The organism is Sphingomonas sp. BK235 (genome assembly GCF_004345855.1).
Lineage (GTDB): Bacteria > Pseudomonadota > Alphaproteobacteria > Sphingomonadales > Sphingomonadaceae > Sphingomonas.
This window is the reverse complement of sequence record NZ_SLXN01000008.1, coordinates 1-17,362: the sequence shown is the minus strand read 5'-3', so window position 1 is coordinate 17,362 and position 17,362 is coordinate 1. Positions and strand designations below refer to the sequence as shown.

At 65.2% G+C, this 17,362-nt stretch carries 26 protein-coding genes; 4 read left to right on the top strand and 22 right to left on the bottom strand.

The window, feature by feature from the left end; genetic code table 11:
* Nucleotides 1–2,343: a type IV secretion system DNA-binding domain-containing protein gene (locus tag EV292_RS18060; RefSeq protein WP_243693848.1), complete on the bottom strand. Its 2,343-nt coding sequence runs from the start codon at nucleotides 2,341–2,343 to the stop codon at nucleotides 1–3.
* Nucleotides 2,333–2,620 carry a hypothetical protein gene (locus tag EV292_RS18055; protein ID WP_243693847.1) on the bottom strand — a complete coding sequence of 96 codons (288 nt, stop codon included), beginning with the start codon at nucleotides 2,618–2,620 and terminating at the stop codon, nucleotides 2,333–2,335. The genes EV292_RS18060 and EV292_RS18055 overlap by 11 nt, the downstream gene beginning before the upstream one ends.
* 544 nt (nucleotides 2,621–3,164) lie before the next feature.
* Between EV292_RS18055 and EV292_RS18050 the strand changes: the two genes are divergently transcribed.
* Nucleotides 3,165–3,389 (top strand): hypothetical protein, encoded by a 225-nt coding sequence (locus EV292_RS18050; protein WP_132910655.1) that lies wholly within the window; start codon nucleotides 3,165–3,167, stop codon nucleotides 3,387–3,389.
* Between the two features lie 178 nt (nucleotides 3,390–3,567).
* Here EV292_RS18050 and EV292_RS18045 read toward each other — a convergent pair whose 3' ends face one another.
* The 5 genes from EV292_RS18045 to EV292_RS18025 form a co-directional block, all read right to left on the bottom strand.
* Entirely contained in the window at nucleotides 3,568–4,149 is a 582-nt protein-coding gene (locus EV292_RS18045; RefSeq protein ID WP_132910654.1) for a hypothetical protein, read from the bottom strand.
* A gap of 324 nt (nucleotides 4,150–4,473) precedes the next feature.
* Nucleotides 4,474–4,773 carry a hypothetical protein gene (locus EV292_RS18040; protein WP_132910653.1) on the bottom strand — a complete coding sequence of 100 codons (300 nt, stop codon included), beginning with the start codon at nucleotides 4,771–4,773 and terminating at the stop codon, nucleotides 4,474–4,476.
* A gap of 744 nt (nucleotides 4,774–5,517) precedes the next feature.
* Complete coding sequence (locus tag EV292_RS18035; protein WP_132910652.1) at nucleotides 5,518–6,627, bottom strand: DUF2493 domain-containing protein; 1,110 nt, start codon at nucleotides 6,625–6,627, stop codon at nucleotides 5,518–5,520.
* Nucleotides 6,628–6,705: 78 nt separating this feature from the next.
* Nucleotides 6,706–7,167, bottom strand: coding sequence for a DUF736 domain-containing protein (locus EV292_RS18030; RefSeq protein ID WP_132910651.1), 462 nt, complete (start codon nucleotides 7,165–7,167; stop codon nucleotides 6,706–6,708).
* Nucleotides 7,168–7,948: 781 nt separating this feature from the next.
* Nucleotides 7,949–8,242: a hypothetical protein gene (locus tag EV292_RS18025; RefSeq protein WP_132910650.1), complete on the bottom strand. Its 294-nt coding sequence runs from the start codon at nucleotides 8,240–8,242 to the stop codon at nucleotides 7,949–7,951.
* Nucleotides 8,243–8,303: 61 nt separating this feature from the next.
* Here EV292_RS18025 and EV292_RS18020 point away from each other — a divergent pair, with 61 nt between their 5' ends.
* Complete coding sequence (locus EV292_RS18020; RefSeq protein WP_132910649.1) at nucleotides 8,304–9,257, top strand: hypothetical protein; 954 nt, start codon at nucleotides 8,304–8,306, stop codon at nucleotides 9,255–9,257.
* Between the two features lie 15 nt (nucleotides 9,258–9,272).
* Here the strand turns inward: EV292_RS18020 and EV292_RS18015 are convergent, their stop codons facing one another.
* The 5 genes from EV292_RS18015 to EV292_RS17995 all read right to left on the bottom strand — a co-directional run bounded on the left by EV292_RS18015 (nucleotide 9,273) and on the right by EV292_RS17995 (nucleotide 11,217).
* Nucleotides 9,273–9,575, bottom strand: coding sequence for a hypothetical protein (locus EV292_RS18015; protein WP_132910648.1), 303 nt, complete (start codon nucleotides 9,573–9,575; stop codon nucleotides 9,273–9,275).
* Between the two features lie 234 nt (nucleotides 9,576–9,809).
* Entirely contained in the window at nucleotides 9,810–10,085 is a 276-nt protein-coding gene (locus tag EV292_RS18010) for a hypothetical protein (protein WP_132910647.1), read from the bottom strand.
* Between the two features lie 3 nt (nucleotides 10,086–10,088).
* Nucleotides 10,089–10,322, bottom strand: a complete 234-nt coding sequence (locus tag EV292_RS18005; RefSeq protein WP_132910646.1) for a hypothetical protein — start codon at nucleotides 10,320–10,322, stop codon at nucleotides 10,089–10,091.
* Nucleotides 10,323–10,394: 72 nt separating this feature from the next.
* On the bottom strand, nucleotides 10,395–10,802 hold the full coding sequence (locus EV292_RS18000) for a response regulator (RefSeq protein WP_132910645.1): 408 nt from the start codon (nucleotides 10,800–10,802) through the stop codon (nucleotides 10,395–10,397).
* A gap of 91 nt (nucleotides 10,803–10,893) precedes the next feature.
* Nucleotides 10,894–11,217 (bottom strand): hypothetical protein, encoded by a 324-nt coding sequence (locus EV292_RS17995; protein WP_132910644.1) that lies wholly within the window; start codon nucleotides 11,215–11,217, stop codon nucleotides 10,894–10,896.
* 165 nt (nucleotides 11,218–11,382) lie between these two features.
* Between EV292_RS17995 and EV292_RS17990 the strand changes: the two genes are divergently transcribed.
* Nucleotides 11,383–11,847: a hypothetical protein gene (locus tag EV292_RS17990; RefSeq protein WP_132910643.1), complete on the top strand. Its 465-nt coding sequence runs from the start codon at nucleotides 11,383–11,385 to the stop codon at nucleotides 11,845–11,847.
* A 10-nt stretch (nucleotides 11,848–11,857) separates the two neighbouring features.
* Here the strand turns inward: EV292_RS17990 and EV292_RS17985 are convergent, their stop codons facing one another.
* The 7 genes from EV292_RS17985 to EV292_RS22755 form a co-directional block, all read right to left on the bottom strand.
* Nucleotides 11,858–12,046 carry a hypothetical protein gene (locus EV292_RS17985; protein WP_132910642.1) on the bottom strand — a complete coding sequence of 63 codons (189 nt, stop codon included), beginning with the start codon at nucleotides 12,044–12,046 and terminating at the stop codon, nucleotides 11,858–11,860.
* Nucleotides 12,047–12,245: 199 nt separating this feature from the next.
* Nucleotides 12,246–12,530, bottom strand: a complete 285-nt coding sequence (locus tag EV292_RS17980) for a hypothetical protein (protein WP_165927173.1) — start codon at nucleotides 12,528–12,530, stop codon at nucleotides 12,246–12,248.
* Between the two features lie 53 nt (nucleotides 12,531–12,583).
* A complete protein-coding gene (locus tag EV292_RS17975; protein WP_132910640.1) occupies nucleotides 12,584–13,021 on the bottom strand; it encodes a hypothetical protein in 438 nt (145 codons plus the stop codon).
* Nucleotides 13,022–13,023: 2 nt separating this feature from the next.
* Complete coding sequence (locus EV292_RS17970) at nucleotides 13,024–13,281, bottom strand: type II toxin-antitoxin system Phd/YefM family antitoxin (RefSeq protein WP_132910639.1); 258 nt, start codon at nucleotides 13,279–13,281, stop codon at nucleotides 13,024–13,026.
* Nucleotides 13,282–13,312: 31 nt separating this feature from the next.
* On the bottom strand, nucleotides 13,313–13,855 hold the full coding sequence (locus tag EV292_RS17965; protein ID WP_132910638.1) for a hypothetical protein: 543 nt from the start codon (nucleotides 13,853–13,855) through the stop codon (nucleotides 13,313–13,315).
* Complete coding sequence (locus tag EV292_RS17960) at nucleotides 13,852–14,415, bottom strand: hypothetical protein (RefSeq protein WP_243693846.1); 564 nt, start codon at nucleotides 14,413–14,415, stop codon at nucleotides 13,852–13,854. The genes EV292_RS17965 and EV292_RS17960 overlap by 4 nt, the downstream gene beginning before the upstream one ends.
* A complete protein-coding gene (locus EV292_RS22755) occupies nucleotides 14,339–14,755 on the bottom strand; it encodes a hypothetical protein (RefSeq protein WP_165927172.1) in 417 nt (138 codons plus the stop codon). The genes EV292_RS17960 and EV292_RS22755 overlap by 77 nt, the downstream gene beginning before the upstream one ends.
* On the opposite strand from EV292_RS22755, the gene EV292_RS17955 reads away from it, so the two are divergent.
* Nucleotides 14,736–14,945 carry a hypothetical protein gene (locus tag EV292_RS17955; RefSeq protein WP_132910637.1) on the top strand — a complete coding sequence of 70 codons (210 nt, stop codon included), beginning with the start codon at nucleotides 14,736–14,738 and terminating at the stop codon, nucleotides 14,943–14,945. The genes EV292_RS22755 and EV292_RS17955 overlap by 20 nt on opposite strands.
* A 3-nt stretch (nucleotides 14,946–14,948) precedes the next feature.
* On the opposite strand, the gene EV292_RS17950 is transcribed toward EV292_RS17955, so the two are convergent.
* From EV292_RS17950 to EV292_RS17940, 3 genes are all read right to left on the bottom strand, one after another.
* A complete protein-coding gene (locus tag EV292_RS17950) occupies nucleotides 14,949–15,896 on the bottom strand; it encodes a hypothetical protein (protein ID WP_243693845.1) in 948 nt (315 codons plus the stop codon).
* Nucleotides 15,893–16,384: a hypothetical protein gene (locus EV292_RS17945; RefSeq protein ID WP_132910636.1), complete on the bottom strand. Its 492-nt coding sequence runs from the start codon at nucleotides 16,382–16,384 to the stop codon at nucleotides 15,893–15,895. The genes EV292_RS17950 and EV292_RS17945 overlap by 4 nt, the downstream gene beginning before the upstream one ends.
* A 62-nt stretch (nucleotides 16,385–16,446) precedes the next feature.
* A partial coding sequence (locus EV292_RS17940; RefSeq protein WP_207913473.1) for a hypothetical protein occupies nucleotides 16,447–17,362 on the bottom strand: 916 nt, incomplete at its 5' end.

Below are 17,362 nucleotides of genomic sequence, written 5' to 3'. Positions count from 1 at the left end.
TCAGTCGCCCATGCCCAGGCCGTCGTCGATCTCATTGGGGAAGGCGTCGCGTGCCTCCCGGATCGACAGATCCTCCGAGCGTTCGTCCATCGACAGGCGGTCGCCGCGGTCGCGGTGTTCGGGCTGGGGTGTGACGCTCTGGCCGTTCATCGACTGCGCCCGCTCAACGCGATCGTCCTCGCTGGAGCGCTCGCTGGAAGATGCTGCACGCGGGTCACTGCTGCCCCGCGCGGTGGCATCGAGCGACAGACCGTCGTTCGACTGGTCCAGCTCGCCTTCAGTCGGCTGCGAGAGGATGCTGGCGGCGAGGTTGTTCGCCTCGTTCGCCGGCGTCACCTCATCCTCCGTCAGTGCCAGCGACTCCCCACGCCCGCCTTCGTCATCACCACCTTTCGGCTTGCCTCCACCTCCGCGCACACCCGACCCGGCATCGTCCGGCTTGTCCGGTTTGCGTGGCACGAAGCCCTCGGCGACCTTGGGGTAATGCTCCCACTCGAGCTGGATGCGCGCGGCGGGGAAACCATCGGGGAATTTGATGAAGCCGTGCATCGACGGCAGGTTCGTGATGTCGTCGGGGATGACGAGCGGCTCGATCTGCTTGCGGGGGGTCAGCGTCGAGGCGTCGCGGGTGCTGTTATAGCCATAGCTATACCCCTCATCCATCTGCCGGATCTCGCGGTTCCCGATGTATCGTGCGCACTGCTCCGCGGTGTCCAGATCAGCCGCAGCGAGGATGAGCTTGGTGCGCGCAAGCGACGACAGGTTGCGCGCATTTTCCTCGCCGTAGACCTGCACCAGCTTGTCGAAGGAGTGCAGCCCGAGGATCATCGCCCCGCCGTAGTTTCGGGCGGTCTGCAGGCCACTCTCGATCGCGGGCAGTCGGTGCAGCGCGCCCAGCTCGTCGAACATGAACCAGGTCCTGAGCGACCGAGTTTTCGCCATCGTCATGAGCGAGTGGATGGCGAGGTTGGACCACAGCGTCAGCAGCGCGCGGTTCATCTCGAGGTCGGTGTAGTTGGAGGTGATGAAGAGGATCGAGCCGGGCTTCTTCTCGCCCGTCATCCAGCCCCTGATCGAGTAGCTCGGCCCGGTGTCGGGGAGGAAGCGGAGCACCTGCGCGTTGGTGTTGAACACGGCACGGATCGACTCCGCCATTTTGGCGGCTTCGGGCGCAGTGATCGGGTCGGCGATGGTCTTGGCGAGGTGCTTGTGAACCTGCTTCAGGTCGGCCGTCATGAGGTTGTCGGCCAGCGCCTGGTTCGACATCATGTTCTTCTCGATGAGCTTCATGCACATCTCGATGAACAGGGTACGTGCAGCGAGCGCCCAGAAGGGCTCGGCGGCCCCGCCATCGGACGGGATCAGGGCCGCGGCCGCAGCGGTAAATTCGCTGTAGGTGGTGCAGTCGTTGAAGATCGACCAGGCCGGGCAGCGAGCGTCGAGCGGGTTCAGGATCGTGTCGCGCTCGGGGTCGTAGAAGGCCTCCACATAGGCCCCCGTGAGATCGAAGACGACCGCGCTGTCCTGGCGCTCGCGCATCTGCTGGATGTGCTTGCGCAGCGCCGTGGTTTTGCCCGAGCCGGTGGTGCCGAGCAGCATCGTGTGCGACTGCTCGAGCCGGTGCGGGTAGGGGATGCCGGCGATGTGATAGGGGTGGTGGATGCCGCCCGCTTTCCGCGCCCCGAACGGCAGCTTCAGCACCTCGTTCGCGGTCTTGCCGGGGAAGAGGGTCTGAGCCTCCTTCACGAACTCGATTTTGTTGTGCTGGACGATCTCGGCGTAGAGCAGATCGCGCTCGACCAGCATGGCCCCGCGCTCGTGGCGTTCCTGGATCATTGCCTTGCCGCGGCGCTTGGAAAAATCGACGAACCAGATGGCCAGCGGCACCGTCACGCAGGTGGCGATCATCATCGATCCGAGCACCCCGCGGACCGCCTTGTCCCAGGCGCGCGCGACCTCTGGAACGTAGGGCACGTAGCCCATGATCGTGCGGTGCAGACTGTTGTCCGGCATGCGCAGGTCGACCTGCTTCAGATTGTCGAGTGCGACCCAGTTCCACAGGCTCGAGAGGATCCGCATGCAGATGAGCTGCACGTTGTTCTCGTCGAGGGTGATGGACAGGATGATGACGTACGCGAGGGCGAACACGCCGAGCCACATGAGGACCGGCAGTTTGGCCCCCTGCAGCCACATCAGCACCTGGGTGTTCAGGAGCTGGGAACCGCGGGTGAAATTGCCCGAATTGCGAGGCGTATCGCCGCGCGAGGAATGGTGCTCCTGCGGGATTGCCAGGCGGTTGTTGCGGATGTCACGCCGCATGCCCTTGGGGTCGTCACGCGCCATGGTATTTCTCCATGCGGCGGTTCGTCTCGAGGACTAGCGTGTCGCGCAGTTCCGGGTGATCTTCCCGGATGATCGCGTCGAGCGCGACCTGCGTATATTCGGCGACGCGCAGGTGGCGCAGCTCGCTATCCGACAGTCGTTGATGACCGTCGAGGTAGTGGACGACTGCGCGTCTGATTAGCTCAGATGGTAGGCACCTCTGACGCTCGGCCTGAGCGTCGATGCGTTCCCGCAAGTCGCGGGGCACCCGGAGCGTGTAAGGGCGCGAGGTTTTCAACGAACCAGCCTCCTAGCAGGGGGGCTGGTGGGTCCTAAGGAGGACCTTTTGCTTACTCGATCAATCTTCGACGTGCAAGATCGATCTAGCCTCTAAGACGAACGCGTACTACATCGTCTTACGCTCAAACTCGCGGAAATCCGCCGTTTTCTAAGTGTAGTACGTTGTATCGCAAAGCGTACCGCAATGTAATCACCATCCGAGCGCCTCTAAGACCGCAGAAACCCGGGAAAAACGGCAAGCGAAGCTTGCGTAGGGTGTGCACTACTGTAGTCCCGAATCCTCCGTGCTGCTTTGACCCCCTAGGTCCTTCGAGGAGGCTCCGGGCGTGTCCCGGTCTTCCGCCGGGATCTGCCCCGCCGTGAGGCGGAATGGCAGGTTTTGAGGGGCGCTTCGCGCCGGTTCTTTGAGGCGTGGCCAAGGCTGTTTCATGGGTCGTCTCCGGGGTTGCTCGCTGGTGCTGCGAGGTGGCTTCCAGATCGCGAGCGTGGTCGGTATAACAGCGCCGTTCAGAAGCCGATGAGCCTGACCGAAAGGCAAGACTATGGCGAAGTCACTGGACGCTGAAATGGCCGCGATCGAAGCCGACGAGCGGAAGATCGCCGAGCGCCGTCAGGCGCATGCGGCGAGGCTCCGCGAGGCGGCTGTCGGGACGGTCGAAAGGGCAGGGCTGCTCAAGCTCCCGCTTGATCGACTTGAGGGGCTGATGAAGGCGGTGAAGACGCTGGGCGTCGACGAGGTGGAGAAGCGGCTCACGGCGACAGCCTGAGCCGGTTCGACACCGATGGTCACGGCGATGGCCGCACGGGGCTGCTACCCTGTGCGGCCATTTTCATTTCGACGAGGGTCGAGGCGCAGCCGGCTTGAGATTGGCAGGCAAAAAAAGGGACGCGCCAGCTGTCAGGCTGGGCGTCCCTGTGGGTCGCTGTCAGTGTCGAGCAGGGCCGTCAGGCCCATGCGAGATGGTACTCGCCATCGACCGGTCTCAGCGCTGCCATCGTGGTCAGCGCTTCGACGTAGCGGGTTATGTCCGGATCGTCGTCGAGCCGTCGCCGGATGCGCGGGTCCATGAGCCGCTCGCGTAGTTCCGACATGGGCACGACACCGCAACTTTCCTCATCCAGTCCGAGGCTGGCGAGGATCGCAAAGGCGTTGCCGTTGGCGACCTCCAGCTCGGGCGCGGCGTCGGGGTTGAGGCCGAGGCCGAGCTTGATGTCGCCGCCCGGTTCGGACTGCCAGACGCGCGCGCGGCGGCCGAGGAACTGAGCCTCGTCAACGACAGTGATGACGGCTGGGTCCCAGTCGAAACAGCGAGCGATCGACGCGAGCGCCAGGGGGCAGACGCGGACCTCGATCTCGAATGATCCGGAGGCCGGATCGCCGTGGATCGGAACCACCATCGCGACGCCGCTGCGCACGACGTGGCGGCCGAGCAGATCGCGCAACGCGCCGAGCTGGTCGGGGGTGATGACGGCAGGGGAGGGCGACAGGATGTTGTGGCCGTCGTCGACGCGGAACGTGATGGTCATCTCGACCTCCTTCGTTGAAACCCCGTCTCTCTTCCTCCCTCCTCTCCGGCGAGGATGTATTGCCCGCTGAGCGGGGCAAAACGGCCATCACCCATGCCGGTAGGCCGTCTTTACCGATGGTCACGTAAGCAGCGCCAGGGCGGGCTCGATGCTCGCCATGGCGCTTCCCCGGCCGAGGCGTAGCGAGGGCGGCCCGACGGGGCCGCACGATGCGAGCGAGCCGGGCCGGGGCAGGGGCCGAGCAGGCAGCAAAAAGGGCCGCCCGGTCGCCCGAGTAGCCCTTGTTTTTGGAGGCGGTTAGCGGAGCCTCGCGGCCCCGCTGAGTTACTTGACCAGCTGCACGTAGCTGGCGATGCCGACCAGTGCGGTGCCCTGCAGGATCAGGAACCATTTGAGGCCGTCGATCGAGGTCTGCATACCCTTCAAACCGGCTTCGAGTTTCGCCTCCATGGTGCCGAGCTTGGCATCCACGGTCGTGCGAAGTGCCGACATCTCGGCCTGAAGTGGTTTGATCGCATCCCCGACAGTCATGTCGATGTGTTCCTCGACAGCGGCGACTGCGCGCGCAGCCACATCCTCGGCGATATTAGCCGAAATCAGGGCCTGAAACAACGTGACCTGCATGTCTGTTCCTCCTTCGTCTCTGTGACGATGCTCACGCGTCGGTCGGGGCGGCGAGGGTCAAGGACCGCGAAGCGGCCGCGTCAGCGGCGGTGGGGGTCACGATTTTGCGTAGCAAAATGGTGGGGCCCCGCCGTCCTTGAGGCTCGCCGCCCCGGCCGACAGACTGGGACGACTTGAGAGAGAGTTTACCCCCGCGGCAGCAGCGCCGGGGCGGGCTCGATGCCCGCTCCGGCGCTTACCCGGCCGAGGCGTAGCAAGGGCAGGCCGAAGGGCCGGACCGAAGCGAGCGAGCGGGGTGGGGCCGGGGAGTTGTCCACGGCCGACCCGAAACCCCTTTCAGCGGGGAGACGGTCGCCAACGTGGCGGTGGCAGATCCCGGGTGCCGCTCGTCAGCTGGCCGGGCCGTCATCCCCCGGTCGGCCGTGGACGATGCCGCTCTAGCGCGCAGGTCCTAACGACATGCGGTTGATCTCGGCGCAGCTCGCCGGCGCCGCGGGCGTGCGGCAGCGCCTTACCGGAAGGGGGAAGGTGATCGGGCGCGCGGCGACCAGGTGCGGCCCGCCGGGGCCGCGCCAAGGCGTCGCGCGGCCGATCACCTGGCGTGGGGGAAACCAGTAGGGTTTCCCCCACTAAGCGACGCTGGCGAAAAGAGGCCAGCGCCGGGGCTCGCCCGACGCTGGCCTAGTGGTTTCCTGCCAAGGAAAGGGGAGGGCGGCGCGAGGGGGAGCGCGCCGCCCGAGCCGGTCAACCGAACGCCGCGCGCTGGGTTGCGACGGGGGCGGGGGCCTGTCCGTCGATCCGGAAAGCGTGGGTGGGGATGCGGGCGGTTTTCAGCACCTGCAACAGGTTGGATTGTAGGCCGGAACCCTGACAGACAACCGCCTCAACCGGGTTGAGGTTGGCCAGCTGCTCGTTGCGGACGAACCCGGCGCGCTTGCCATAGCGGGCGGTGTTCGGGGTGAAGGCGATAAGGGTCACGTCGCGGCTCGCGGCCCATGATGCGGCGATGGCGTCGGCACCTTTGCGCTGCGCGGTGGTGCAAAGCGTCATATGGGGCACGCGCGCCTTGATCTGGTCGAGTTTGGCCCAAAGCTGTTGCCAGTCGTGCCACTCCTGACCGCCGGAAAAGACGACAAGCGGGCCGGTGGGATTGCGCTTCTCGCGGTGGTCGGTCGCGCGCGCTTTCAGGAAGTCGAGCGCGGCAATCTGGCTTGCGGTGCCTCCGCTCGAAACCTTCGATCCGCGCGCCGGGGACCATGGGTGGCCGGACTGCGCACGGTAGCAGTCGGCGGCATAGTCGCGCATGCATTCGATGGCGGCGCGCTGCTCGGTCTTGGTCTGGGCGCGAAGCTGCAATTCCTCCATCTCGACCGCGAAGATTTCGGAAGGGTCCATGCGGCGCGTCATGTCGTAAAGCTCGGCGCAAAGCCGGTCCTCCTCGCGCTCGAGCTTCTGCGCCTCGTAGTGAAAGGAATTGACGAAGCCCCACGCGATGGCCTGCGCGCTCGCCTCTAGGCGGGTGTCGCGGAACAGGTCGAACAAGGTTGCCATGATCGCCGCGCAATCGTGCTGCGCCTCGATCGGCTCGGGCATGTCCAATTCCTGCCGCTCGCCGCCCACCTCGACGATGGACAGCGCGCCGACGTCGCCGAACGCGTCCTGAAAGTTGGTGGTGGCGGTCGCCTCGGCGTGGCTCTCGGCGGCATCGTCGGCCGCGTCGGTCGCGCTCTGGTCGTGCTCGGCGCTGTCGTCCTGCGCGCTGCAATCGGGCGTGTCGCCCCGCGCGGCGGGATTGAGGGCTTCGCCCATCGCGGCGAAGCTGGTAAAGCGGGCGGAGGTCGTCGGCTTGGTCATGGTTCGTACCTTTGGCAGGGTGTGGCGGCTAGGGTCGGGGGAGCGTTGCTGCGCTCTCCCCGCCCGTCTCGGTGGGGATTACATCTGCGGGACGTAATCCGGGTCGTTGACCTGCTCGTCGGTGATCTGGCCATCGTCGGTCGCGTTGCCGGCGAACTCGTCGGCGTTGGCGGTGCGGGCGGCGCGGCGGTTGCCGCGGCTGCCGTCCAGATTGGACTGGCGCGGCTCGGGGCGGTTCCACACGACGCGGTAACCTTCCTCCATGTTGCCGAAGAGCATGATCTGCAGCGGCTCGTTCAGGCTGGGGTCGTCGAGCTTGCCCTGAAAGAAAACCTCGCCGGTGCTGTTGCTCTTAAGCTCCCACAGCGCGCCGATCTGCACCCAGCGCTTGGCGACGTTCAGCACCATGATCTCGAAGGCGGGCGCGCGCTCGTTGGTGCTGTTGGTCGCACGCAGGCCGAGGCGCGGCAGGTCGATGGTGGCGGTAGCGATCGAGCCGAGAAGCTGACCCTTGACGACGGCGAACTGACCGATGTTCATAGCACTTACTCCATCTAGGCGGGGGCCTGTCCCCCTGTTGTCTGGGCTTGGGGCCTTTCCCCTCCCGACATCTTTCTTTTACCCCCTCCCCTCCAAGTATTGAAGCGCATTGATTTCTTGACACCTTAGTCATCGTACCTGGTGAGTCCGAGCACAAATAGCTCCCGACTAGGGAGCGTAACTAATCAAATCAAATACGCATTGATCGCGCTAGCGAGCAATTCAGATGAACAGGAACGATGTTTGGGGGGCGTAGCCCCGGCCTGTGATCTCATCGCACCCGGAGCCGTCCTCGCAGGGGCTCAAGAGGCAGGCGCGGCCGGCGGGGTCAACACGAATCACGGAGTGTCTGCCGCTTTAGCGGTAGAAACCGTTATTCTTGTTGAGGCGTCTTCAAACAAACAAAAGCATTGCCAGCTCTGCTGGCAATTCTCCTTTGACGCCGACCCTGTCGGACGGGTCTGGCACGCAGAGACACTGAGAGACGGCGAAGGGTGCGATGAGATCATTGGCCCAACAAACAATCATCATGCGCGCAAGCGCATGATTCTCCAGCCGCAGGCTGCCGGCGGTGCCCGCCGAGCTGGAAAGGCCGCGTGAGGAGAGGGCAGGGGGCAGCGCCGCGCTTCCGCGTCAGACGCCGCAGGAGCGCCGTGGAGGCGTCTCAGGACCCGGACAAGGGATCGTGACCGCTTGCGGCGGAGACCCGCTTCAGCGGGGCTCCGGTCGGCTTCAGCCGACTAGAGCCCGGCCCCGCCCATCGGGCGGGGTGGCCCCGCAGTCACTTCCTCCAATGCGCAGGGTCCACGAACCATTCTTCCGGCATCCCGTGCTTATTGAGGAAGGCAAGGTCGATCATCGCGTCGGTAATCTGATCGAGTAGCTTCGCCTCATAGCGGTTCGGCGTAACGGGTATCAGTTCGCTTAGGCGTGCGAGGTAGTCGACGGTGATCCGGTATCTCGCTGTGCTGAGATCCTCGATCACGATCGCCGGCCGAGGTTGTGAGCGGTCGACGAAGAGCCATAGACGCGGGCCGTCGATGCGCTTGATAAGGCGAGGCCAAGGCTTGAACATCGTAGCTCTCCAAGTGGGAGCAGCGACGAAGCTTGAGCGGGAGGACGCAGTCGAAAGAGCTATGCAGAGCTATGAAGAAAGCGGCCTGAGTCCTCACAATTTGGGGCCGATCGCGCAGACGATCGAGCGTCATGTACGCTCTGGTCCGGCGGGAGCCTTCCTCAAAGGACTTCTCCTGCTGACGGTCGAAAGCGGCGACGGCTGGTACACGCGAAAGCAGATCGGCGGTGCCGTTGGGTTGGAGCCTGAGCGTTGCACCGCGAATGTGTGGGTCTCAAACAAGTTGCTGTTCGAGCAGTTCGAGATTCATCGGAACCGCCTTTCTGAGGCCCTGGGCGGTCCGTTGCTGGCGTTACGGCACCGTGATGGGAACCCTCACGAATACCGCATGGAGGTGATCGAGGAGGCGAGCGAGACCATTCCGTTCCTGCTTGAAGGCTCCGTTCTGCGCTATCGCTTGAGCGATGAAGCACCCCAGCTGTCGATCTTCGGCAAAGCGTTACATCCGGGGGTCGGCACCAGCAGGGCGCACTATCGGAAGTGGCTCTTCCTGACGCCGTTCTTCGCGCAGCTCATCCTTGCCGGCCTAGCGATGGTGCTGCTCGCTCTTACCGCGTTCGCTCCATTGGTTCTGCGCGTACCGTTCATGCTGTCAAACTACCTCGCGATAGGCGGGTTCGGCGCCTTGGTCATTGCGGGCATATGGACGCGCTGGGGTAGGCTATTCGACGACCGCGTGTTGCTTCTTGGTTCCAACGATCTCGCCGGCGCAACGGAAGGAGTTGTGCTCGACCGAGAGCGTGCGAACGACGAAACATTCATGGTCTTACGGCGCTACGTCGCGCCTTGTCCCATTTGTCAAACGGCAACGGTTAGGCTGGCGCGAGGGGAGCCCGAGTTCAGACGCCGGATTGTCGGCCGTTGTGAGGAAAGCCCTCGAGAGCACGTCTATAGCTTCGATCGCGTCACGCTCGAAGGAGAGCCACTTGGACGACGCCTTTTAGCTGGGGGTTGAGCCGCTCCTCTCGGCTCAGCGCCGCGGTGCCGGCCTGCGCAGGTGCTGGAAAGCGTGCACGTCGGGGAAGAGCAGGCGGGGGAGGTCGAGCAACCACCCAGAGGCGGTCCAGCAGCCGATCGCTGCCAGTGTCCAGACGCCGAGGTAGGAATGGCCGGTGACCTCGTCGGCGAGGGTGCCGTACGACTTCATGAGCCAGACGAGGAGAGCGCCGAAGAGGAACATGCGCTTCCAGGTGTAGCGGTCGGTGATGCGCCGCAGGCGGCGCTCGAGGTCGACTACAGGATCTCGGCCGGCGTCTTCGCGGTGCTGGTTCATGCTACCGTCCTCCTAGGTGATCGGTAGCGTGTGGTGTTGCCTCGAGAAACCCGAGTGGCGCGCTAGCGGGTGCGATTGAGCTTTTTGCAGTGTGACCCGGTTGCGATCGGCAGACAAAAAAAGGGGCCGGCGAACCGACCCCTGAAAAGTCTTTAGGAGAGGATGCCTGAAAGGCCCGAGTATGCTGCAGCTGCGAAGGACCGTTCGCAAGCGCAAAACCGGAAACGCTGCGATTTAGTTCGGCTTGCGGCCGGTGTCCGAAGCGATCCAGGCGTCGATGTCGCGGCCAGCCTGCTCGCGCAGGTCGCGCATATCGTTTCGGGTAAGGCGGCCATCGGCCCATGCTGCCTTATAGGCAGCGGCACCGTGAGGTCCTGCGCGAGCCAGTACCTGCGCGGCGCGCTCCTCGGATAACGAGACGGGCGTCAGGTTGACGAAGCACAACATGGCGATAGCGACGCAAGCGCAGGCGAGGCCCGTCCCGATGCTGAAGAACGCTTCTCGCCGCATGGCTCAGCTGCTCCGCAGCGCGCCGAGGCGCGCACGCAGATAGCCGAGCCCAATGACGTAGATCGGAACGACGACAATGGCGGACGCTCCCCAGTCCCATGGGTCTACGTCTGCGTAGATGAGCAAGGCGACGACCGCGAACCAGTAGGCCGTGTCGACAAGGTTCATGACGGACTTGCGGTGATCCCGGCGGCTGGTCTTGGGAATCGCGAGACGTGTTCTGTCAGGCTCGGCCATGATCGTCCCTCCCGGTGGGTTCATTCCGAACATACCGGCTACGGGATCGAAGCCAAGCCGGATCGGCTCCGATCAGACGGCGGTCTTCAACGGCTCCGGCTTCTTGCCGTCCGGCAAGGTGTTTCGAAGGTGCTGGTGTACCATGGGCGCGGAGAAGGGCTTGCTCAGGAAGGTGGCCTTCTCGGGCATGTCGCCGTCTTCTGGCTTCACGCGACCGCTCGCGATCACGATCTCGATCCACGGGTAGAGCTCGGCGACGTGGCGCGCCAAGGCGAAGCCGTCCGTGTCGCCTGGCATGTCGACGTCGGAGAAGAGGAGGGTGATCGTATGCGCATACTCCGGGAGCATGATGATCGCAGCGTCACCGTTGTCGGCTTCGTGCGTCCGGAATCCGGCGTCCTCGAGGATGCCGCAGGCGTCCATGAGGATAATAGCGTCGTCGTCGACGACGAGTGCGTAGGGGATCGTGGACACGGACATAGGTCATCAACCCGCGATTGCTCGCTAGGTCGCACAATCGTGCGATTATAACCGCCCATCGCCGTCCCGAGGTGAAGCCGGGTCGCCCTGCTTAGCGTCCGAAACCGTCGCGGCCGTTGAACCAGGCTTGCGATCGACGCCGATTCCGCGTGGCTAATACCGCGAAGGCGATCGACCAACCGAACAGCACCGCGAGGAGGGCGTTGGTGGTCGCCTGCGTAAGCAGCAGCACGATCATCGAGATCGAGGCCGCAGCGCCGAGGATGAGCAGCTGACTGCCGTTCGCCGGCTGCGGCAGCCCGCTACGGTCGACGCGCCAGTCATGGGGCTGAGAGGCATGCCGCCAGGCAGCGATTGCGTTCCAGATGGCGACCACGAGCGCGATCAGCGTGCCGGCGATCAAGATGTTGGTCATACAGACATCCCCGTTTCTTGGCGCGACATTGCTGCGATGCTTTCGCGGGGGTCAAGCTGTGCAGCCGGAAAGCCGTTGCAGGCACGAACACCTGTACGAATGATGAGAAAAGGACTTGCGTACCCCGTTCACGTTATGTTCAATGCCCGCCACAGGAGGACGGCCATGAAGTTGAAGGACGCAATGCGCGGGTACGATTACGATCTGCCGTTGAAGGATGCGCTGAACGATCGCGAGCTATCGGTCGATCGTCGGGTCATGGCGGGCGCGACGGTCGGGATTGGCCTGGACGTGGCGTACCTGTCGGTGTGCCAGCTCGAGGAGGCGTTCGCCGCTCTCGCCATGGATCTCAGCAATGGCGTCGAGCAAGGCCGCGGCTACGAGGACCTGGCCGACATCCTGAAGGACCAGAGCCCGTATCAGATGCGGATCTGGCACCTGCTGGACACGACACCGCTCGAACTCGCGCTCGAGGACCTCGCGTGGCTGAAGAGCCTGACGTATCGCCGTGCGCGCATGGCTCGCGTCGTGAGCGAAGAGAAGCTGGCAATCCGGTACGTCACCGACGAGGCGCTGTGCGAGGGCGTGACCGCCGCGCAGCTGATGGCGCGGGTCTCCGCGGCCGACTGATCGCGGGCCGTCAGGCGACCTGGGCGAGCACCGTCTCGGGCGCCTGCGGCCGGCGACGCGAGACGCGGAACGGCTGGATCGGGTTTCCGGTTCGCACCACGAACTGATCGACGCCCGTCGCCTCGCGTAGCTGCACAGCAACGGCATAGGCATTGTCGAACGAGGCCAGCGTGCGCGCGGCGGATGCGATGATGCTCATGACGTAATCCTTGGTGGTGCGACGATGGGACGCGGGCTTGCGCCGGCGTTCATGGATTGTTGAGCCGGATCGGTATAGCAAAGGGAGCGGACCGGATTCGACGCGCCTGCGTTCTTCCAGTCCATCCGCCGTTTCGACGGAGGATCCTTTGGATGACGGGGTCGGGGCCGCTGCTATCGGCTTCGGCCCTGTTTTCGTTTCAGCGTTTTCCGCCGAAGAGGTCGGTCCTAGGCGGGAGCTTGCGCGCCAAGGTCGCCGATACGCCCAGCAGTCCCAGCGCGATGACCTGAGCCACGCCAGCCTGCATCTCGTCATCCAGCAGCAATGATGCGAGCGCAAAGGCGAACGCGCCGAGCGCGGGCACGACACCGACAACAAGGTGATGGAACGTGCGCGCCCGGATGAACGTCAGACCGAGCGCCGCGAGCAGATTAATTGATGTCACAAGCATCGTCATGCTATAGAGCGCTGTCTCAAAGCTCATAAGACATGTCCTCTATTTAACATAAGCTCTATTATCGATCCGGCTGCGATCGGTTACTCTGTCCGAGTGACGACCTTTACTAGCCGCTGATCGACAAGCTCCAGCCAGCGATCCCGAACCTTGTTGTAGAGCGCCTCCGGCAGCTGTCCATAGACGATCGTCTCTGGCTTGGAGCCGGGTACGACCCGCGTATCCTGGTTCGGCCACGGTGTGCGGTTCAGCTCCGACAGGATGATCCATGACCGCTCGTCGTCGAGCTTGAGACGACGCTTCACGGCCTGCGGGATCTCGATCGCGAACGCGGGTTCGATCGGCGGGCTGTGCGTGATGGGAAGGACGAAGACCTCGGTACGGCCGTCGCGCATCTGTTGCGAGAGCAGCAGCGCACACGGCCGCTCCTTGCGGCCGTCCTCGGCGCCGCGGTCGGCTTCGCGCTTCCAGAGGTATTCGTAGCGGATGACCTGGCCGGGACGCGGCGTCGGTACGTCCACCCTCAATCCAGCTCGTGGTTGAAGGCCTTCGACTCTTCAGGCGCCTTCGAGGCGGCGACAGCGTCGCGCATGTCCTGCGTGACCTCGTCGAGCGACATCGCGACGCGGTCGCGGCTCTTCAGACGGGTATATTCCTGCATCGACATGAGGACCAAAGCCTCGTCGCCGCGGTTCGTGATGGTGAGCGGCTCGACCAGCGCCCGCCGGCTGAATCGGCCAAACGCCTTCGAGACCTCACCGGCTGTCGCTGACTGCACCATGGCCGATCTCCTCATCCGTATAATACGGATCTCACCCTCTTCTTTCAACCGCTCGTCGCTCCCGCTCACCGCGCAGTCGGTCGACCAAGCCGGTGTCGGCGTGCGACTGGATCAGCCGCTCGAGAGCGTCGTCGGGCAGGCATCGCGGGTCCATGCGCGGGCCTTTCGGCTTCGGCGCCTGGCGGCCCAGCGCCAGCAGCTGGCGTCGGTTGCGGACCTCGACCAGCAGGGTGCCGCGCTCCGCCCGCGTAAAGGCACGATCGAGGCCGTAGAGCCACCCTGCCCGGGCTTCCACCAGCATCGCCTCGCAGCGGGCCAGGTCGTCGTCGTGGCGGCATTCGCGGATGCGCTCCACGGTCAGTGCGCGCGCTGTCTCTCGCGTGCGCCAATAATGCTCGCTGCTCGGGGCCTCGAGGGCAAACAGCCGGTGCATGAGGCGGACCCAGGCGCCCATGCTTTTCCACGCGAAGGGCTTTGCGACCTTGCGCGCCGCGGGCCGATAGCTCTTCATCGGTGGAAGCGTGCGTGGTGGCCGCTTGTCCCCGTAGAAGAGGTCGGGTTCGCGCCAGCTCACTCGACCGGCTCCAGATCCCGTAGCTCCGCCATCTTGATCTTGGCGGTGCGCTCCGCGCCCACGGCGTCGAAGAAGACGTAGCAGTGATCGTCGAAGGGAGCGCCGCAGAGACGCCATACGACTCCTTCGCGCCCGAGGTAACGCTGAATGCCAAAGGCGGGATCGACCGAGCCTGGCGCGTTCACCAGCCGCACGCGCCGGCGTAGGCTGAGCCAGTTTCCGGCCTTGCGGATGATCGCGTCTCGTTCGGCGCGTGTCAGGATCGACGGCCGGTCCGAGCGCGGCGGCCCGAAGGTAGCGAACGGGTCCCCCTTGATGCGCTCGAGCTTCTGCTCGGTCGTCTCGATTGGCGCGCGCGCCCACTCGGGCGCGGCCGCGTTGCGACGATAGTGTGTCATCGTCGTCGAGGAGAAGAGATCCTGCTGATAGCCGACGACACGGCGCCGGCGCTGCGCCTCGGCATAATCGGCACGCCAGCGATCATCATCCGTCGCCGGCCTGGGTGGCTCGTCGGCCAATCGCGCAAGCGCGAGCAGCTCCTCGAACTCGTCGCGGGACACCGTCGCGATCCGAGGGTCGTACCTCATCGTAATAGTCGATCGCGAAATAGACCGTATGTCCCCGCAGCTCGAACGCGCCGCGGTTCCGCTCACGATCGTCGCTGTCAAAGGTGTGCGCCCGCAAAGCGGCCATGATCTCAGTCTGCGCCACCAGGGTCGACACCCCGGCCTCGGCGAAGGTCGCGAGGCAGGAGCGCGTGATGACGATGCGTGCCCGGCGGTCCAGCCCTTGTCGGCAGCGATCATTGAGCGTGCCGATGATCTCGGTGTGCGATGGGAACGACGTTGTCCATGCTGACTCCCTTCGGTAATCGGGTGGGATGCAGATCTTCGCGGTCATCATCGCGCTGGTCGGCGCGGCCGCGTTCGAGGGCATGGCCCTGCTCTACCGGCGCCGCATCATCCCGGCCGGGCCGCTCATCGCCTTGGCGACAAGCATCCTGCTCACGATGGTCGGCCTGACGATCGTCGGCCTCGCGCCGGGGCAGCTCGTCATCGTCAACCAGGCCTCTGCCACGAGCGATCAGTGACCTTCACGCGGCGAGCGGCTCTCCCGTTTGCCGCGTCATCAATCCGGCATTGAAGCGCTCGAGCCAGCTCTGCATCGTCGGCCGCTCGCCTACCGGCACCATGGCAGCGACGTCCTGGAAGCGGATCAGGTCGAGCGGCGCGTCGCGCCAGATCCGATCGATTTCGCGCGACGGCAGCAGGCCCTCGGCGCGGATGAAGTCGGTCATGCGGCCCGGACGCGCCTTGGTCGACCGGCGCCACAGCCCCTCGACAGTATGCAGCCGCGGCGCGGCGCGCGCCTCGACGAGCACGATGAGGCGCAGGCACCAGCGCGGCAGCTCGCGGATCTCCTCGGGCCGATTGGCGATGCACAGCCAGCACGCCGATTTTGGGGGCACTGGGAGGCCCTCGGCGATGATGCGCGCCACGCAAGCGTCACGGTCCCAGCCCCATTCGCGCAGCGGCGAGCGGCAGTCGTAGAGTGGGTCCTCGATCGACAAGGCGTGGTTGGCACGCAGCGTATCGCGCGGGCCTGCGTCATAGCCGATCAGGCGAATGACCCGCTGGCCACGCGCCCAGGCATCTTTCGCCGGCTGCCAGCTCGCGAGATACGCGTCCTGTGGCGCCTTCTTGTATTTGAGGCTGCAGCTCGACCCGCCCAGGCTCTTGCTCGGCAGCGTCGCGCTGGTCAGGCACATCTCCAGCAGCCCATAATAGGGCGGCCAGTGCTTGAAGCGTTTGGGCACGTACGAGACCAGCTCGTGCCGGATCCCGTGAGCGTCCATCCACGGCCGGATCACGTCGAGATAGGCGTAGGTCGCCGGCTTCTCGACGCCGGTGTCAGCGCTCAGCACCAGGTCGGGCTTCTGCCCGCGTGCGACCAGCTCGACGAGAAGCGCGGTACTATCCACGCCGATGCCATAGGCGAGCACGACCAGGGGGGGGCGGCATGTCCATGTCAGACTCCTCAACCGGTGAAGGTAGCGACGATGCCCGCAAGCGATGCGGCCTCGGCCAGCGCGGCCCTGACCACGGCCTCGGCGGTTGCCGGCATGCGGAAGGTGATGGAGGTTCCTCGACGGATCGGGTCGGGCGAAATCGCGATCGGGCGTCTGCCCGTCCACGCCGCTGCGGTGATGTGCGCGCTCCACCCTTGATGTGCGGCACGCGACCAGGAGCGGACGATCACGTCTCGTCCGGCGAGGCTGAAGATGCCGAACCGTGGCAGCGGGTGAGCGAAGATCGCGCCCGGCTCCTCAAGCCCATGGCCGTCGTCGGTGAGCTGCAGCAGCTGGTCGCCGGCTGCGCCGATCGCCGCGACGTCGACGCGGGCAGCGCCAGTGACCCGCGCTGCCTGCAGAAGCTCGAGCAGGACGTCGGTGATGCTGTCGGCGAACAGCTCCTGCACCGTAGCGACCGCGCTCGGGGCGGCTGTGGGTGCGATCGAGGCGGGGAGCATGGCGGTCTCCTTCTCGCGGGCCCAATCCCGCGACCACCTGCTCCCCTCTCCTCTCTCGTCGCTCAGGGCTGAGCAGCCGCGGTCAGCTTGAGCCGAGCGGCTTCCAGCCGACGCACGCTCTCGGCCAGAAAGAGACCTTCCGACTCAAGCGGCGACACGGTTTTCAGCCGCTCGGCCAGCTCGGCCAGCCGGCGATCGATGGCGTCCGCGGTCACCGTGATCTCGTCGACGGTAAAGTGGATGGCGGAAGGTGGAGGCGGCAACCGCAGCGGCTGGCGCACCTCAGGCCGGCTCTCGGTAGACGCGAAGATGCTCCAGAGGTGCGCCTCAGCGTCGAAGAGCTCGTCGAAAGCCTGGCTGGAGTTGCTGACGTTCACGATCCACTGCTCGCCCTCGCGCTCCATGAAGCCGGCCGCGTAGATCCGTCCCGGGCTGTCGCTATCGTCGACCCTCCCCAGCTCCTCGCCAGCAGCGGCGAGGCCGTCGACGTTGCGGGCAGTGAGGCGCCAGGCGTCGAACCGCTCGCCCTCATCGGAGGCGGTGAGATAGTGCGCCGTCGCGATCTTCCACGCCGCGTTCACGCGCGCGAGATCGTCCTCGAACGTGGCCGGCTCGGCGGTCGGCAGCAGAGGATGCCCGCGTTCGTTCGTCCAGGCGGCGAGCATCACCATGTTGGCATCGACGAAGTCGTGCGAGGCGCACGTGCCTTGCTGAGCAACCCGGTTGCGCAGCCGCATGTCCTGCCACTGCGCGGGCGTAAGCTCGAGAGCGAGCCCGCGCGCGAAGGCGCACGCGAGCGCCTCGACCGCGGCCGACGCCAGCACCTCGTCCCAGTCGGCGCCGGCGTAGATGGTGGTCAGCTCGCCCACGGCATCGCGCCGGCTGAAGCTGAACCGCGGCGCTTCCGGAAACTCCCGCTTCGACGGGTCGGCATAGTCGACCCAGACCTGCGCGGCCTCGCCCATCGGTCCCACGCAC

Bases quoted from the DNA above. Each gene is read 5' to 3' on its own strand.
- EV292_RS22755 (WP_165927172.1), bottom strand. From the start codon at position 14,755: ATGACCGCGAAGATCTGCATCCCACCCGATTACCGAAGGGAGTCAGCA.
- EV292_RS18025 (WP_132910650.1), bottom strand. From the start codon at position 8,242: ATGTTCAAGCCTTGGCCTCGCCTTATCAAGCGCATCGACGGCCCGCGT.
- EV292_RS17980 (WP_165927173.1), bottom strand. From the start codon at position 12,530: ATGAGCTTTGAGACAGCGCTCTATAGCATGACGATGCTTGTGACATCA.
- EV292_RS18040 (WP_132910653.1), bottom strand. From the start codon at position 4,773: ATGCAGGTCACGTTGTTTCAGGCCCTGATTTCGGCTAATATCGCCGAG.
- EV292_RS18060 (WP_243693848.1), bottom strand. From the start codon at position 2,343: ATGGCGCGTGACGACCCCAAGGGCATGCGGCGTGACATCCGCAACAAC.
- EV292_RS18020 (WP_132910649.1), top strand. From the start codon at position 8,304: ATGCAGAGCTATGAAGAAAGCGGCCTGAGTCCTCACAATTTGGGGCCG.
- EV292_RS17945 (WP_132910636.1), bottom strand. From the start codon at position 16,384: ATGCTCCCCGCCTCGATCGCACCCACAGCCGCCCCGAGCGCGGTCGCT.
- EV292_RS18015 (WP_132910648.1), bottom strand. From the start codon at position 9,575: ATGAACCAGCACCGCGAAGACGCCGGCCGAGATCCTGTAGTCGACCTC.
- EV292_RS17970 (WP_132910639.1), bottom strand. From the start codon at position 13,281: ATGGTGCAGTCAGCGACAGCCGGTGAGGTCTCGAAGGCGTTTGGCCGA.
- EV292_RS17990 (WP_132910643.1), top strand. From the start codon at position 11,383: ATGAAGTTGAAGGACGCAATGCGCGGGTACGATTACGATCTGCCGTTG.
- EV292_RS17955 (WP_132910637.1), top strand. From the start codon at position 14,736: ATGCAGATCTTCGCGGTCATCATCGCGCTGGTCGGCGCGGCCGCGTTC.
- EV292_RS18000 (WP_132910645.1), bottom strand. From the start codon at position 10,802: ATGTCCGTGTCCACGATCCCCTACGCACTCGTCGTCGACGACGACGCT.
- EV292_RS17995 (WP_132910644.1), bottom strand. From the start codon at position 11,217: ATGACCAACATCTTGATCGCCGGCACGCTGATCGCGCTCGTGGTCGCC.
- EV292_RS18005 (WP_132910646.1), bottom strand. From the start codon at position 10,322: ATGGCCGAGCCTGACAGAACACGTCTCGCGATTCCCAAGACCAGCCGC.
- EV292_RS18035 (WP_132910652.1), bottom strand. From the start codon at position 6,627: ATGACCAAGCCGACGACCTCCGCCCGCTTTACCAGCTTCGCCGCGATG.
- EV292_RS18030 (WP_132910651.1), bottom strand. From the start codon at position 7,167: ATGAACATCGGTCAGTTCGCCGTCGTCAAGGGTCAGCTTCTCGGCTCG.
- EV292_RS18010 (WP_132910647.1), bottom strand. From the start codon at position 10,085: ATGCGGCGAGAAGCGTTCTTCAGCATCGGGACGGGCCTCGCCTGCGCT.
- EV292_RS18045 (WP_132910654.1), bottom strand. From the start codon at position 4,149: ATGACCATCACGTTCCGCGTCGACGACGGCCACAACATCCTGTCGCCC.
- EV292_RS17985 (WP_132910642.1), bottom strand. From the start codon at position 12,046: ATGAGCATCATCGCATCCGCCGCGCGCACGCTGGCCTCGTTCGACAAT.
- EV292_RS18050 (WP_132910655.1), top strand. From the start codon at position 3,165: ATGGCGAAGTCACTGGACGCTGAAATGGCCGCGATCGAAGCCGACGAG.